Genomic DNA, 13741 nt, shown 5'->3' with positions numbered 1-13741 from the left:
GACTCACAGATCGTCCGGCAGGTTGAAGGGATCGGGGACGCCATTGACGATGTTCTCCAGAACCCGCTGCTCCCGGGCGACCAGCCGTTCAATCAGGGCGTCAACGTCTTCCATTTTGCGGAACGCCGTATACCCCCGGTGCAGGAAACTGTGGAGGTCGCTCAGGTCCGCCATTTCCGCCGGCCCACGGGTCATGCTGAGCAGCCAGCCCAGGGTGCGGTTGCGGACATAGTGATCCAGTTGCTGACCCACCTCGGCTACCAGGGCAATCTGACGTCGACGTTGTGCCAGGCTACAGCTGGCGCGAAAGGCGGCGCAGTATTGCTGGTTGGACAGGCCGTCACCCGGCCCCCCTGCTGATCGAGCCGTTCTGTCAGCTCAAGATCAAGCTTCTGGGTGATCAGGTTCAACTCCACCAGACCCGCGAACGTGTCCAGCAGGCTGTTGGGCAGCCACTTCACCATTTTCGGGAATACACGGTCGATGTTGTCGTCACGGCGGGTCATGTGTGCCGGGGCGTACAGGTCGGTGAGCAGAAATTCCAGGCCGGTATGGTAGCCGGGGTGGCGGTAAAGATCCTGATGGGTGCGTTTCAACCGTTCCGCCTGCCATTTAGCCACTCGAAACGTGTCCTCCAGCAACGGATGAGCCATCTTGTGCTGGCGGAAGTCGTGGTACTCAATCAGCAGCCGCTGCAACCGACGGGCGCTGTCAGAATGGACTTCGGTGGCAACGAGACGCTCGCGGTACATGGATGGTGCTCCGGTAGACCTTTGGCAGGAAACCCGCAAGTTTACCGGAGCAGACAGTCAGATGGCAGCCTCAGCCCTGTGCAGTGGCTGACAGGGTTTCGAAATCGGGCACCCACTCCTTGCTGTCCAGGGTAATGAAATGGCTGGGGGCCTGGGTTTCCACAATGCGCATGGTGGTCGGGCTCTGGCGCGCGCTGGCAAGCATCGCGTTACGGTCCAGAATGCGGTCCACACCCGGAATCAGGAAGGTGCCGTGGCGTACATGGTTGTATACGCCGGTGTCGGTGCGCTGCATCCAGTCCATGATATTTTCGATATTGCGCACAATGGTCAGGTGATCTTTGGTGGCCGAGAAAAGCTTGCTCAACAGCTGCTTTTTGCGCGGGTTCATACGGCCGAAAAAGGTCTGGCCGTAGGCGGAAGACGGGGCACTGTTGATCAGGCGGATCAGCCAGGGCCACATGCCGTGACTGACGGGTTCCAGAATGGTGGTGACCAGCGCGTGGAGCTTGCCCTGGGGCAGTACCGGCGCTTCCAGGACCACTTCCACGTTCTCATAGAGTTCCGGCCACTGGCGAATCGCTTCCAGGATGACAGCGCCGCCCCGGGAATGACCATGAACGCGAATATTGTCGGTTCCGGGAAGATTGGCAACAGCCTGATTCAGTATGCAGGCGTCGTATTCAATGGTGCCCTCGAGATGCTTGATGGGCACTTCCCACTCCGGGGTTTCCGGCGTCACGCCGTTGACCGGGATGTGGTAGTTGCTGCAGGTCAGCAGAATGAGTTCCGTGGTGGGCGCTTCGTAAGCCTGGGTGAAGTAACAGTGATTCTCAAGGAAACCGTGCACACCAATAACCGTCTGTTCCGCCTTGCCGCTGTGGTTGCGGACGGAAACCGCGCCCCTGCCTACACGGTAGACTCTCCCCGAGAACATCTCGGAGTAGGCACTTTCAATCGGTTGTATCAGTTTGCGAACATGGCTCGCTTTCATAACCGTTCTCCTGTCAGCACCGTGGACGACTGCTTTTGGTATTGGTGTGTGCTGATAGTCACTGTTTTAACGTGTTCCCGGGCCATAGTTATTGGCACTGGTTACTCAATATACGAACGCCCACGGCCAATAGTCTGCTTGGTTGGCTGGTGAATACCTCCTCGGGGCTCAGTAATAACCATTCCATTAATTGTTATAACCAGTATAGAGGGGAAGAGTTACTTGCGCGTAATTTTTTGTAATTCCCCGCGGTTCTGTGGCTTATATGGAGCCGTCCGTTCTTGTCTGGCACAATGCCGGATTCGCCAATAATTCAATGTTTGTCAATTCACCCGGGGACAGCCAGATTTGAACCAAGAGGACTCACATCTCCTGTTACCTGTGGATTCCGCATGGCTGGCCCTGGAACGACCGGAAAACCCGATGACCATCACGGTCATGTTGCGGGTCGAGGGACTGACGACTGCGCGGTTGTGGGAGTTCCTGGAAGCATACTGGCTGGCCTGGGAGCGCTTCCGGTGCATGCCTGTACGGCGGGCGCCGGGCTGGTGGTGGGAGACGGACCCGGTGTTCGATCTCAAGCACCATCTGCAGGTGACCCCGGATGCATTTTCCCGGGGGGAACTCCAGGAATGGGTCTCCGCGCGCCTGAACCAGCCCCTGCCGGACTTCCGGCCACTCTGGAAATTCTGGCTTGCGCCCAATGCCGAGGGTGGTGCGGCCCTGTTGTTGCGAATGCATCATTGCTATGCCGACGGGTTATCCCTGTTGGGGGTCTTTGAAAGGATCTGTCCGCCTTCCCCGCAACAATTGCCGGCAATCTACGGCTCGCAGGAAACCGCCCGACTCCAGAGTTGGACGATGGCGGCGGGCTCCTGGCTCAGGGAACTGATTGGCGATGAGATCGCGGCAGCATCGGGAGGCCGTTCCGGCGATCTGTCCGGTCATGTCGAAGGCTCATCTGGCACGCTGCAGGATGCCGGCAAGGTACTTGAGCGGGTGGCCCATGGCGGTCTGAAACTGGTCAGTGAGATCAGCCAGTTTCTGGTGGAACCGGAGGATTCTCCCTCGTCACTGAAACGCCCGTTGCTTGGGCGTCGCCATTGTTGCTGGTCGACCCCCGTGGCGCTGTCGCGCTTTCAGGACGTTGCCCGCTTAACCGGGGTCACTATTAACGATGTCTTGCTCAGTTGCGTGGCGGCCGCCGTGCGCAAGCAGTTGACGGCCAGTACGGCCGACCTCGACGAAGCCATTCTCCATGCCGCAGTGCCGGTGGATATCCGTGGCCAGTTGCCTGCGGGGATCAAGCCCGAAGCGGGCGCGCTTGGAAACTGCTTCGGCACCGTGTTCGTTCCCCTTCCGGTAGACGGGGAAAGTCCGCTGGAACGGCTTTATCGCATCAAACATGAAACCCGCCGACTGAAGAAAAGCTGGCAACCCGGCCTTGCCTGGGGACTGACTGCCAGTGCCTCGCTGGTGCCGGAACCCTGGCGTCAGCCACTGGCCGATGTGTTCTATCGCAAGGCGAGCGCTGTGGTGTCCAATGTACCGGGCTCCCGTGAGGAGCGGTATCTGGCGGGTTGCCGAATCACTGAACAAATGTTCTGGGTGCCCCAGGCCGGGGACATCGGCCTGGGAGTGAGTATTGTCAGTTACGCCGGCAGTGTTCAGTTTGGGGTGGTGGCCGATGAGGCTGTCATGGAATCCCCCTCACAGTTCCTGGCAGATTGCCTCGAAGAACTCGTGGGTTTCAGCGGGTATTAAGCCCAAAGTCCTGTTTTGCAGACCTCCTAAAAGATCAGAAAACCTGCCCCCTTGGCGCATTTTCCCCGTTACAGCCATCACCGACCATGGAATTCAGGCGACAGACCTACGCCTGGGGTGGTCCGATGACTCGGCACCCCGATCCCAGATTTCCTAAAAACAACCGGGGGAACTATGAACAACAACAATTTTCGAAAGTCAGGGTTAGCGATTGCGATGGCCGCTGCCATGGGGGCCAGTGCCGGCGCCAATGCGGCCGTTGAGCTATACAACGAGGATGGCACCAGCTTTTCCGTCGACGGTTATTTCAACGCTTTCTATGTAAATCGTGACGACAAGGTGTCCGACACCCGCAACTCAGATGTCAAAATGGGTTTCCTGCCGAATACCATTGGTTTTAACTTCAGCAAGGAAGTGGGCGATCTGACGATGGGTGGCCGATCCTCTTTCTGGAGCACCATCAACGACAGCCTTCAGTCACCAACCGATACAGCGATCGATGTTCGTCAACTTTATGCCACGGTCGATGGCTCTTTCGGGCAGGTGCTCATCGGTAAGGACTTCGGGTTGTATGCCCGCTCCAATATCTTCCTCGACGAAATTCTCATGGGCTTCGGCTCTCCGGGGGCGGCCACCGGCGTCTCCTTCGGTAACATCCGCACCGGCTACCCCTATCCCAATCCATCGGCTCAGATTACCTACCGCTCTCCGGATATGGGTGGTCTGAAAGTGGCCGCTGGTATCTTTGAGCCAGCGGATACCACTCCTGGGGCCCAATCCGAGCAGTCAGCACCGCGTTTTGAGGCGGAAGTCACCTACAGTGCCGACCTCAGCGGCCTGGCATTAACCGGTTGGGTCAACGGTCGTCACCAGAGCTCGGAAAACGCCACCACCGAGATCGATAGCCAGGGTATCGGTTACGGTCTTAAAGCAGCTGCGGCCGGCTTTTCACTGACGGCGTCCGGATTCACCTCGGAAGGGGATGCGCCGGTTCTGATCGTGGATGGTGCTCTTCCTTCGGAAGAGGATGCTGACGGCTATCTGGTCCAGGCTTCCTACACGCTGGGTAGTAATCGCTTCGTGGCCTCCTATGGCGAAACGGATTCGGATCAGGGCGATTTCGAGACGGAGAATACCTCCCTGGCCGTTTTCCATGATGTGAATAGCAACTTCAAGTTGGTTGCCGAATACAACATGTTCGAGCAGAACATTAAATCTTCGGGCGCTACTGCAGTGGATGCCGATACCCTTGCCCTCGGCGCTGTCGTAACGTTCTAAGCATTAGACCTTGCTGTGGAAGACGGGAGGTCGTCCGCAGCGCCGGGTTGTCTAAGACTAAAGTGCCGGTTTGCCTGCGTGCAAACCGGCCGCGCCGCCAGGCATTGATTCAGGAGGGTTTTAATCAATGGCTTACGATCATTTCGGCGCGCCCATTAAATGCACTGAAGTCGCATTGGCTGCGTTTGCAGATGCCGTAGAATCGGTGGAAAGTCATCCATTCTCGGGATCCGCATTTATGAAGCCAGCGACGACCCTGCCCGCCGTCCGGGTAGCGAGTTCCAGTGTCCGCGACCCGATGCTGGCAGCCACCAATCTTGCCAGTCAGTTGAACCATGATCACCTGGGTTGTGTGCTGTTCTTCTGTTCCGCGGAATACGATCTCGGTCGTCTCGGCATTGCCCTCGAACATGCCTTTCAGGGCGTGCGGGTGTGTGGCTGTACATCCGCCGGAGAGATTACCCCAGAAGGCTATGGTCGCGGATGCATTACCGCCATCGGCTTCGATGACCGCTACTTTGCCATTGACTGCGCACTGATTCGGGAGCTCGACCGGTTTACCCTGCAGGACGCCCAGGGGGTCATTGACGGCCTGCTGTCCACGTGTCGTGATGCCAGGCTCGCGCCGGTCAAGGGCAACACCTTTGCCATTACGCTGCTGGACGGTCTTTCCAGCCGCGAGGAACTGGTGCTGGCGACGCTTAATGCAGCGCTCGGTACCATCCCGCAATTTGGCGGATCCGCAGGCGATGACGAGCGCCTCGCCAATACCCACGTGTTCTACGACGGCCAGTTCCATACCAGTGCAGCAACTGTTCTACTGGTCAATACGCCATTGGATTTCCGGGTATTCTCCACCCATCACATGGTTGAGCGCAGTGAAAAGCTGGTGGTTACCGATGCCTGTCCCGAAAGTCGCACCGTGTATGAACTCAATGCCGAGCCCGCTGCGGATGCCTATGCCCGTGCCGTTGGCGTGGAGGTGGATGCCCTGGATCGCAAGGTGTTCGCCCTGCGGCCCATGGGAGTGAAAATTGGCGGACATTATTTTGTACGTTCAGTTCAGCGAGTCAATCCGGACAAGAGCCTCACATTTTACTGTGCGGTGGAAACCGGCATTGTGATGACGGCGATGGAGCCCGAAGGCCTGCTGGACAGTGTACGAACCCAGATTGAAGCGTCCGAGCGGGTGGTGGGACCACCGCTGGTCACCATCGGATGTGACTGTTTCCTGCGTCGGCTGGAGGCGGAGCTGACCGGGGAGGTGGAAGCAGTGTCCGAATTTCTTCGCCATCACAAGGTGATCGGTTTCAACACATACGGCGAGCAGTTCGACGGTATGCATATCAACCAGACTTTTACGGGGGTGGTCATTGGCCAGCCTGAAGCCCGTGTCGTGCAAGAATGAAGCATCCGCTGATAACAGGGACCGGCGCATCGCCGAGCTTGAAGCGGAGAATGAACGTCTGCGCCGCATCCGCGATGCCCTGATCGTTCGGGTGGAGTCAGGCTCCTCCCACAAGCCTGAGCCCTACGCAGCCTTCGAACATTCCGTGGTGCTGGCGGAACAGGTGCGCGAGCGTACCGAGGCCCTTAACCAGACCATGGAGGAGCTTAAAGCCAGCAATAAGGCTTTGAGCCGTGCCCGCGTCGAAGCCGAAACCACCCGCCAGCGTCTTAGCGACGCCATTGAAAGCATTGCTGATGGCTTTGTCCTGTTTGATCACCAACACCGCCTGATTCAAAGCAACAGTCGTTTTCGCAGTTACTGGCGCCATGCCGGTGTGGAAGTGCCGGAGTCAGGCACCACCATTGCCGATGTGAAGCGGCAGGCGGTCAGTTCGGGGCTGATCGTGGAAGAGCACAGCCACCCGGATTCGGAGGGCGTTGTCTTCCTGCTGGCCAACGACCGTTGGGTTCAGATGACCGAGAGGCCCACCCGTGAAGGCGGACTGGTGGTTCTCTATTCTGATATCACCGACGTCAAGAACAGCGAGATGGCCCGTCGTATCAAGGCGCTGGAAGAAAGTGAACGCTGGATCCGGGTCGTGACAGACCACGTGCCGGCGCTGATAGCTTATGTGGGGGCGGACCTCACGGTGCAGTTCTGCAACAAGGTGTACGAATCCTGGTATGGCCGCAACGGTGAGTCGCCCCTCGGCAAGCCGCTGGATGAAGTGCATTCCATCGATCTGTACCGTCGCCTGTTGCCACAGATGCGGCAGGCGCTGGCGGGAAACAGTGTGACCTTCGAGTTTGAGGAGTGTGGCGAGCAGGGAGAAGTGCGCTATATGCTGCGCTCCTATGTACCCAATATCAACGAGGAGGGCAGTGTTACCGGCTTCTTCGTGTTGATCCGGGACATTACCGATCGTCGCAAGACCGCCCTGGCGCTGGAGCAGGCCTATGACAACCTGGAGCGGAGGGTCAAGGAACGCACCTCGGCGTTGACCGGGCTGAACAACCAACTGCGCCAGGAAATCACCGAGCGGGCCGCGGTCGAGGCCAGGCTGCGGGACGCCAAACTGGAGGCGGAGCGGGCGAACCTTTCCAAGACCAAGTTCCTCGCCGCCGTCAGCCATGACCTGCTGCAACCCCTGAACGCGGCCCGGCTGTTCACCAGCGCGCTTCTGGAGCAGTCGTTCGGGCCCAAGGCCGAGGGTCTGGTCCGTTCGGTAAGCACTTCCCTGGATGATGTTGAAAACCTGCTGGGTACGCTGGTGGATATTTCCAAACTGGATGCCGGGGTAATCAAACCGGATGTGACTGCGTTTGATCTGCGGGATTTGCTCAACAACATCGCCCGGGAATTCCGGCAGATGGCGATGGCCGAAGGTCTGCGGCTGGACTTTGTTGCCAGTTCCGCAATCGTGGAATCCGATTCCCAGCTTCTGGCCCGAATCCTCCGGAACTTCCTCACCAACGCCGTCCGCTATACCGGGAGTGGTCGGATTCTTCTCGGTTGCCGACGGCGCCAGGATCACGTGCAGCTGCAGGTCTGGGACACCGGCCCGGGCATTCCCGAAGACAAGCTGACCGAGATCTTCCAGGAATTCAAACGCATCCGGCCGGCAGGTTCTCAGCCCGACAAGGGGCTGGGTCTGGGGCTGGCCATCGTGGACAAGATTTCGCGCATGCTGGGCCATGAGGTGAGCGTGTCTTCCATTGAAGGCAAGGGGTCCGTATTCAGCGTTAAAGTTCCCCTGGGACGTCTGCAGCCGAAACGACCGGTCGCGGATCAGAACCGGACGGAGTCCTTCGACAGCGGACTGGGTGGTGCGCGGATCTGGGTGATCGATAACGACCCGTCGATCTGCGCTGGCATGAAAACCTTGCTGGAAGGCTGGGACTGTCGCGTGGTGACGGCGGTGTCACTGGCGGATCTGGAGAATCAGCTGGACCCGGCCGACAGCCCGGTGGACCTGATTCTGGCGGATTACCACCTGGACAACGATGAAAATGGCGTCGATGTGGTGGCGGAGATTAACGGTCGTCGCCGTTGTCCGGCACCGGTGGTGATGGTGACCGCCAATTATACCAATGAGCTCAAGCAGCATATTCGGGAGCTAGGACACTTACTGATGAACAAACCGGTGAAGCCGCTGAAGCTGCGCAGTGTGCTGAGTCATATACTGAGAAACTGAGTTTGCCGATGGATGTCGGATTACGCTTCGCTCATTGTGCTGTTCACCGGTAAATCCGACCTACGGGGCGGAAGAGTGAGGTTTGCGTTTGTAGGTCGGATTAGGCGAAGCCGTAATCCGACAAGCAGGCCTCGGTCAGGCAAGTTACCGTTTCAGATACTGGCTGAAATCCACGTCACTGGCGGACAAAATGGCCTGCACCCGATTGTGCACACCAAGCTTGCGCAAAATGGCTGACACATGGGCTTTCACCGTGGTCTCGGCAATGTTCAGGTTGTAGGCAATCTGCTTGTTGGATTCGCCCTTGGACATACGCTCGAGTACCAGCAACTGGCGACGTGTCAGCGAGTTCAGCAGCTCCGGAGAAATTGGATTGTCTTCATGGCGACTGCGGCGGGTGTTGCTTTCTTTAGCGGTACGGATGATGTCCGAAGGCAGGTAGACGTTGCCGTTGAGAATCTGCTGGATGGCTTCGGTCATCTGGGGCCGAGGCGATGACTTGGTAATAAAGCCTACGGCACCGTAGGTAATGGCCTGAAGTACAACTTGCTTGTCCTCTTCTGCCGAGACAATTACCACGGGAATGGTGGGCGCTTCGTTGCGGAGAGTGATCAGGCCGTTCAGCCCGTGCATGCCGGGCATATTCAGATCCAGCAGGATCAGGTCCAGGTCATCGTTCTCGCGGGTAAGGTCCAGGGCGCTGTCGAGATCATCGGTTTCAATGATCTCGCTGCCCTCGAACCCGGAAGCGATCACGCTGCTGATGGCTTCACGGAACAGCGGGTGGTCGTCGGCGATCAGTATCTTGTATGCCGGCTCCATGGGTGGTTCCACCTGTTTGTTTTCATTATGTTGGGTTGCTTCTGACTCATGATAGCGCTTTTCGGAAGAAAGTGCGGCATCGAGCTCGTTAAGCATAGCGGCCTCCTGTGCAGAGGATCTCCGGAAACGGAGGCGATCCTCTGATTATTATTGTGATGATTTCATTACACGCGATCTGCGCCTCAGGTTGAATGCGACCATCGCACCAAAAAACAGGCACCAAAGTACTATTCTTGCCTGACTGCAGGGTTCGTATCGTGGAAAGATGAGCCAGCAGCCCGTAACAACGCGACATTTCAAACCATCCTCAGCCCGTTGGCGTGCCCATTGGCTGGCGGTGATGAGCCTGATGTTTCTGGTGGCGGTGCCGGCCGTTGCGCCCGATGCCCGTGCTGATGTATCGGGCGGGCTGCCGGTGTTGTCGATCAGTGTCTTGCAGTTTGGCACGGCGCACTGGGAACTCGACCATCTCCTCCACCGGGGCCTGGACCGGAAACATGGCTACCGCCTGGAGTTGATGCCGGTGGCCAACCTGCCGGCCTCCCGCCTTGCGGTCACCAGCGGCTCGGCGAACGGCGCCGTGGCGGACCTGCTCTGGGCGCAATCCCGTTACCAGACCGGCAGTCCCTACCTGTATCTTCCGTTTTCCAGCCAGATTGGCGACATTGTGGTGGCGGATGGTTCTGCCATTCAGTCTGTGGCAGACCTCGCCGGCAAGCGAATCGGCGTGGCCGGTGGTCCGGACAGCAAGGGCTGGGTACTGTTGCAGAAAGTTGCCGCCCAGCAGGGGCTCAACCTGCCGGATTCCGCCGATGTGCAGTTTGCGGCACCGCCCCTGCTCAACCAGGCCCTCAAGCGGGGGCAGGTGGATGTAATTGTCACCTACTGGCATTTTGCTGCGCGTCTCAAGGGTGAGGGAGGCTGGCGCTCGGCGTTCCGGATGGCGGATCTGTTGACCGCCCTGGATCTGGATTCCAACCTGCCGGTGCTGGGCTATGTCTTCCCGGTATCTTGGGCGCGGGAACACCCATCTCTGGTCCGGCATTTCGCCGATTCCCTGCGGGAGACGAAAGCCGAACTGGCTGATGATCCCGGATACTGGGAGCGACTCCGGCCACTGATGGGCAACCCGGGCAAGGGCATTTTCGAGGCACTCCGGGACGGATTCATTGCAGGCACGCCAGCACCACAAACCGACCGGCGAACAGCCGACCTGCACCGGCTTCTGGTACTCACCGGCGCGGTGGCAGACAACCTGATGCCCGCTTCGCTCTTCTATCGGAGTGAGCCGTGACTAGCCCAAAAAGCGTATCTGTGAAGGGACATCCTCCCTTCTGGAGTTACTGGGTGGTTTTGCCGGGCTTTGTCCTGATCTGGGCAGTTATCGCCTGGCTGATCCAGTCCCCGCTGTTGCCGACGCCACTCCAGGTACTCGACACACTGATACGTGAGGCCACTTCCGGTGATCTCTGGCACCACCTGAGCGCGACCCTCGGCCGTGTGGTGGTGGCCTTTGTCCTTGCCATGTTCCTGGGGACCGTTGTTGGTGTCGGCATGGGACGTTCCGCCACCACCAACGCCCTGTTCGACCCCTTGCTGGTATTGCTGCTTAACCTGCCGGCGCTGGTTACCATCATCCTGATGTACGTCTGGTTCGGGCTGGTGGAAGTGGCGGCTATCATGGCCGTTGTCATCAACAAAGTCCCCAACGTCGCCGTCACCGTGCGCGAAGGTGCCCGCAGCCTGGATTACCGGCTGGAGGAAATGGCCACCGTCTACGAATTCAGCCGCTGGCAGCGATTCCGCGACGTCTGGGTGCCACAACTGTTTCCCTACCTGATGGCCGCCACCCGCGGCGGCCTGGCGCTAATCTGGAAAATTGTCCTGGTCGTGGAGTTGCTGGGCCGCTCCAGCGGCGTCGGTTTTCAGCTCCACATGGCCTTCCAGGTCTTCGACGTGGCCACCATCCTGGCTTACAGCCTGGCGTTCATTGCCGTCGTCCAACTGATCGAACTGGCCATCCTGCAGCCCCTGGAGCGGCGCTCCAGCCGCTGGCGACAACCGGAGGCCGCCCATGCTTGAGCTGCGGATTGCAGGCCGTGATTTCGGTCAGCCTGTGTTGGGGGAAATATTCGCGACCGTGGAGAGGGGCGACCGCATCTGCCTGCTTGGACCTTCCGGCATCGGCAAAACCACTCTGCTGAACGCCATAGCCGGTCTGGATAAAACCATTCCTCACGAAGCCATCATCGGCCGTGACAAACTCCGGGTTGGCTACCTGTTTCAGGAACATCGTCTGTTACCCTGGCGAACTCTGAGCGCCAATCTCCAATTGGTGGGCGCAACTCCGCAGGAAGCAGAAGACCACCTCGCCAGTGTGGGTCTGAAAGGATATGGCCACTATCTGCCGGACCAACTCTCCCTTGGGATGGCGCGCAGAGCGGCGCTTGCCCGCTGTCTTGCGGTGAGGCCCGACTTGTTGTTACTGGATGAACCCTTTGCATCACTCGATCCGGTGATGGCCGGTGAGCTGAAGACACTGATTGCCGGCATTCTGGATGCCAATCCGGGCATGGCGATGATTTGTGTAACCCACGATGGCACTGACGCCGAGATCCTGGCGAATCGCTTGTGGTATCTGGATGGGAGACCGGCGCGGCTGCAGTGGGATGATGCGGTCGGTGAGGCTGGTTTGATCGATGGGTTGTTGGGGAAGCTTCGAAGGCTTGATTTGGCTGACTCCTAGGTTTCATGGATAGGCGCTTGCTTGTTTGTCGGATTACGGCTTCGCCTAATCCGACCTACGAAGCTATAAGGCTAGCTCGGAGTGTGGGTGGGCTGTGGGGGACAGGTTTCCAAAACTGTGCGGAGCCAGGGATGGCGGAGCCCAAGCCGAACAGGACGTCTTGAGGCGTGTTTTGGAAACCTGTCCCCCACAGCCCACATACTCCAATCAGGCAGGCTTGGTCCCAAGTATCTTGGTCCGCTGAGGCCGAAACCCGGCTGTCGCAAGTGAGGCAAACACCACAGTAACTGCCGCAGTAATGCCAAAGGCCATCGGATTCCATTCCAGGTACAGCGAAAACCGGATGGCTTCCACCGCGTGGGTAAACGGGTTGAACTGGCAGATCCAGTAGAGCCAGGGGCTGGCTTCGTTCATGCGCCACAGGGGGTAAAGCGCTGACGACATGAAGAACATTGGGAAGATGACAAAGTTCATTACACCAGCAAAGTTCTCCAGTTGTTTGATCCAGGTGGCAATCAGTAAGCCGAGCGCGCCGAGCATCAGGCTGGACAGGATCAGCGCGGGAAGTACCGCCAGATAGCCCCACAATGGCGGCTCTACATCCACCAGCAACGCCAGCAGCAGGAACACGTACACCTGACCCACCGACACCACCCCCATCGCCAGCAACTTCGTCACCAGCAAAAACGGCCGGGGCAAGGGACTCATCAGCAGCACCCGCATACTGCCCAGTTCCCGGTCATACACCATGGACAGGGCGCCCTGCATACTGTTGAACAGAATGATCATCCCGCACAGCCCGGGAACAATGTAAGTCTCGTAGGTAATGTAGGTCTGATACGGCGGAATAATGGAAATTCCCAGCACTGCGCGGAAGCCGGCGGCAAACACCACCAGCCACAGCAGCGGCCGCACCAGGGCGCTGGCAAAGCGGGTGCGCTGCTGCCAGAACCGCAGCCACTCCCGGGTCTGGATGCCAACGAAACAGTGCCAGTAATGCGCAGCTTTCATGGTTATCCGGCTCCGGTCAGGGTGTGGAAGGTTTCCGCCAGGTCGCGGGTGCCCTCGGCCTCGCAAATGGCCTGGCCGGAACCATCGGCCAGTAGCTGCCCCTGATGCAGGATCAACACCCGGTCCTCCTGACGCACTTCCTCAATCAGGTGCGTGGCCCACAGAACCGTCAGCCCTGCCTCATCACACAAGGTCCGTACGTGGTCATTCAGTGCCTTGCGACTGGCGACATCGAGCCCCACCGTCGGCTCATCAAGCAGCAGGAGAGAGGGCTCATGGAGCAGGGCGCGGGCAATTTCCACCCGCCGGCGATGGCCACCGTTGAGTTTTCGTACCGGTTCGTTGGCCCGTTCCAACAATTCGAAACGCGCCAGTTCCCGGTCACCCCGTGTGCGGGCCTCCTTGCGGGAAAGACCATGGAGCGCGGCATGGTAGAGCAGGTTCTGGCGCACCGTCAGGTCCAGGTCCAGCGCATTCTGCTGGAATACCACACCAATCTGTCGCATGGTCTCGGACGGCTGTTTTTTCAGCGATTGGCCGGCGAGCAGAAGCTCACCCTGCTGGAGTGCCAGCAGCCGGGTCAACAAGCCGAACAGAGTGGACTTGCCGGCACCGTTGGGCCCGAGCAAGGCGTGAAAACGGCCGGAGGTCAGCGTGAAACTGACCTCCTTGAGCACAGGCTTGTCGCCGTAGCGAAAGCTGATGTTCCTGGCTTCAATAGTCATGCTGG

13 protein-coding genes are annotated in these 13741 nt (G+C 58.8%); 7 read left to right on the top strand and 6 right to left on the bottom strand.

What is annotated here, in order from left to right:
• Positions 1 to 3 precede the first annotated feature (3 nt).
• The 3 genes from EHN06_RS21550 to EHN06_RS17540 form a co-directional block, all read right to left on the bottom strand.
• Complete coding sequence (locus EHN06_RS21550; RefSeq protein WP_416332566.1) at positions 4 to 291, bottom strand: FFLEELY motif protein; 288 nt, start codon at positions 289 to 291, stop codon at positions 4 to 6.
• Entirely contained in the window at positions 258 to 752 is a 495-nt protein-coding gene (locus EHN06_RS17545) for an FFLEELY motif protein (RefSeq protein WP_228257339.1), read from the bottom strand. Before EHN06_RS17545 ends, EHN06_RS21550 begins: the two co-directional genes overlap by 34 nt.
• A gap of 70 nt (positions 753 to 822) precedes the next feature.
• Positions 823 to 1746: an alpha/beta hydrolase gene (locus tag EHN06_RS17540; RefSeq protein WP_127333794.1), complete on the bottom strand. Its 924-nt coding sequence runs from the start codon at positions 1744 to 1746 to the stop codon at positions 823 to 825.
• A 348-nt stretch (positions 1747 to 2094) separates the two neighbouring features.
• Here EHN06_RS17540 and EHN06_RS17535 point away from each other — a divergent pair, with 348 nt between their 5' ends.
• The 4 genes from EHN06_RS17535 (at position 2095) to EHN06_RS17520 (ending at position 8432) form a co-directional block, all read left to right on the top strand.
• On the top strand, positions 2095 to 3510 hold the full coding sequence (locus tag EHN06_RS17535; protein WP_127333793.1) for a WS/DGAT domain-containing protein: 1416 nt from the start codon (positions 2095 to 2097) through the stop codon (positions 3508 to 3510).
• A gap of 174 nt (positions 3511 to 3684) precedes the next feature.
• A complete protein-coding gene (locus tag EHN06_RS17530; RefSeq protein ID WP_127333792.1) occupies positions 3685 to 4788 on the top strand; it encodes a porin in 1104 nt (367 codons plus the stop codon).
• A gap of 238 nt (positions 4789 to 5026) precedes the next feature.
• A complete protein-coding gene (gene nosP / locus EHN06_RS17525) occupies positions 5027 to 6196 on the top strand; it encodes a nitric oxide-sensing protein NosP (protein ID WP_416332565.1) in 1170 nt (389 codons plus the stop codon).
• The gene (locus EHN06_RS17520; RefSeq protein ID WP_127333790.1) at positions 6162 to 8432 is read left to right on the top strand and encodes a NahK/ErcS family hybrid sensor histidine kinase/response regulator; all 2271 of its coding nucleotides are present in this window, start codon (positions 6162 to 6164) and stop codon (positions 8430 to 8432) included. The genes nosP and EHN06_RS17520 overlap by 35 nt, the downstream gene beginning before the upstream one ends.
• Positions 8433 to 8576: 144 nt before the next feature.
• On the opposite strand, the gene EHN06_RS17515 is transcribed toward EHN06_RS17520, so the two are convergent.
• Entirely contained in the window at positions 8577 to 9254 is a 678-nt protein-coding gene (locus EHN06_RS17515; protein ID WP_127334492.1) for a response regulator, read from the bottom strand.
• 265 nt (positions 9255 to 9519) lie between these two features.
• Between EHN06_RS17515 and EHN06_RS17510 the strand changes: the two genes are divergently transcribed.
• From EHN06_RS17510 to EHN06_RS17500, 3 genes are read left to right on the top strand one after another with little or no spacing between them, the layout of a single operon-like run.
• Positions 9520 to 10548, top strand: a complete 1029-nt coding sequence (locus EHN06_RS17510) for an ABC transporter substrate-binding protein (RefSeq protein ID WP_127333789.1) — start codon at positions 9520 to 9522, stop codon at positions 10546 to 10548.
• Positions 10545 to 11336 (top strand): ABC transporter permease, encoded by a 792-nt coding sequence (locus tag EHN06_RS17505; RefSeq protein ID WP_228257338.1) that lies wholly within the window; start codon positions 10545 to 10547, stop codon positions 11334 to 11336. The genes EHN06_RS17510 and EHN06_RS17505 overlap by 4 nt, the downstream gene beginning before the upstream one ends.
• Positions 11329 to 12000: an ABC transporter ATP-binding protein gene (locus EHN06_RS17500; protein WP_127333788.1), complete on the top strand. Its 672-nt coding sequence runs from the start codon at positions 11329 to 11331 to the stop codon at positions 11998 to 12000. Before EHN06_RS17505 ends, EHN06_RS17500 begins: the two co-directional genes overlap by 8 nt.
• Before the next feature lie 207 nt (positions 12001 to 12207).
• Here EHN06_RS17500 and EHN06_RS17495 read toward each other — a convergent pair whose 3' ends face one another.
• On the bottom strand, positions 12208 to 13011 hold the full coding sequence (locus EHN06_RS17495) for an ABC transporter permease (protein ID WP_127333787.1): 804 nt from the start codon (positions 13009 to 13011) through the stop codon (positions 12208 to 12210).
• A 2-nt stretch (positions 13012 to 13013) separates the two neighbouring features.
• Positions 13014 to 13736: an ABC transporter ATP-binding protein gene (locus EHN06_RS17490; RefSeq protein ID WP_127334490.1), complete on the bottom strand. Its 723-nt coding sequence runs from the start codon at positions 13734 to 13736 to the stop codon at positions 13014 to 13016.
• Between the last annotated feature and the right edge of the window lie 5 nt (positions 13737 to 13741).

It is taken from the genome of Marinobacter sp. NP-4(2019) (assembly GCF_003994855.1).
Lineage (GTDB): Bacteria > Pseudomonadota > Gammaproteobacteria > Pseudomonadales > Oleiphilaceae > Marinobacter.
This window is presented reverse-complemented; position numbering and strand designations above follow the sequence as displayed.

Excerpts from the sequence above, each read along its gene's own strand:
- nosP (WP_416332565.1), top strand. The coding sequence starts at position 5,027 with ATGAAGCCAGCGACGACCCTGCCCGCCGTCCGGGTAGCGAGTTCCAGT.
- EHN06_RS17510 (WP_127333789.1), top strand. The coding sequence starts at position 9,520 with ATGAGCCAGCAGCCCGTAACAACGCGACATTTCAAACCATCCTCAGCC.
- EHN06_RS17490 (WP_127334490.1), bottom strand. The coding sequence starts at position 13,736 with ATGACTATTGAAGCCAGGAACATCAGCTTTCGCTACGGCGACAAGCCT.
- EHN06_RS17530 (WP_127333792.1), top strand. The coding sequence starts at position 3,685 with ATGAACAACAACAATTTTCGAAAGTCAGGGTTAGCGATTGCGATGGCC.
- EHN06_RS17515 (WP_127334492.1), bottom strand. The coding sequence starts at position 9,254 with ATGGAGCCGGCATACAAGATACTGATCGCCGACGACCACCCGCTGTTC.
- EHN06_RS17495 (WP_127333787.1), bottom strand. The coding sequence starts at position 13,011 with ATGAAAGCTGCGCATTACTGGCACTGTTTCGTTGGCATCCAGACCCGG.
- EHN06_RS17540 (WP_127333794.1), bottom strand. The coding sequence starts at position 1,746 with ATGAAAGCGAGCCATGTTCGCAAACTGATACAACCGATTGAAAGTGCC.
- EHN06_RS17545 (WP_228257339.1), bottom strand. The coding sequence starts at position 752 with ATGTACCGCGAGCGTCTCGTTGCCACCGAAGTCCATTCTGACAGCGCC.
- EHN06_RS17500 (WP_127333788.1), top strand. The coding sequence starts at position 11,329 with ATGCTTGAGCTGCGGATTGCAGGCCGTGATTTCGGTCAGCCTGTGTTG.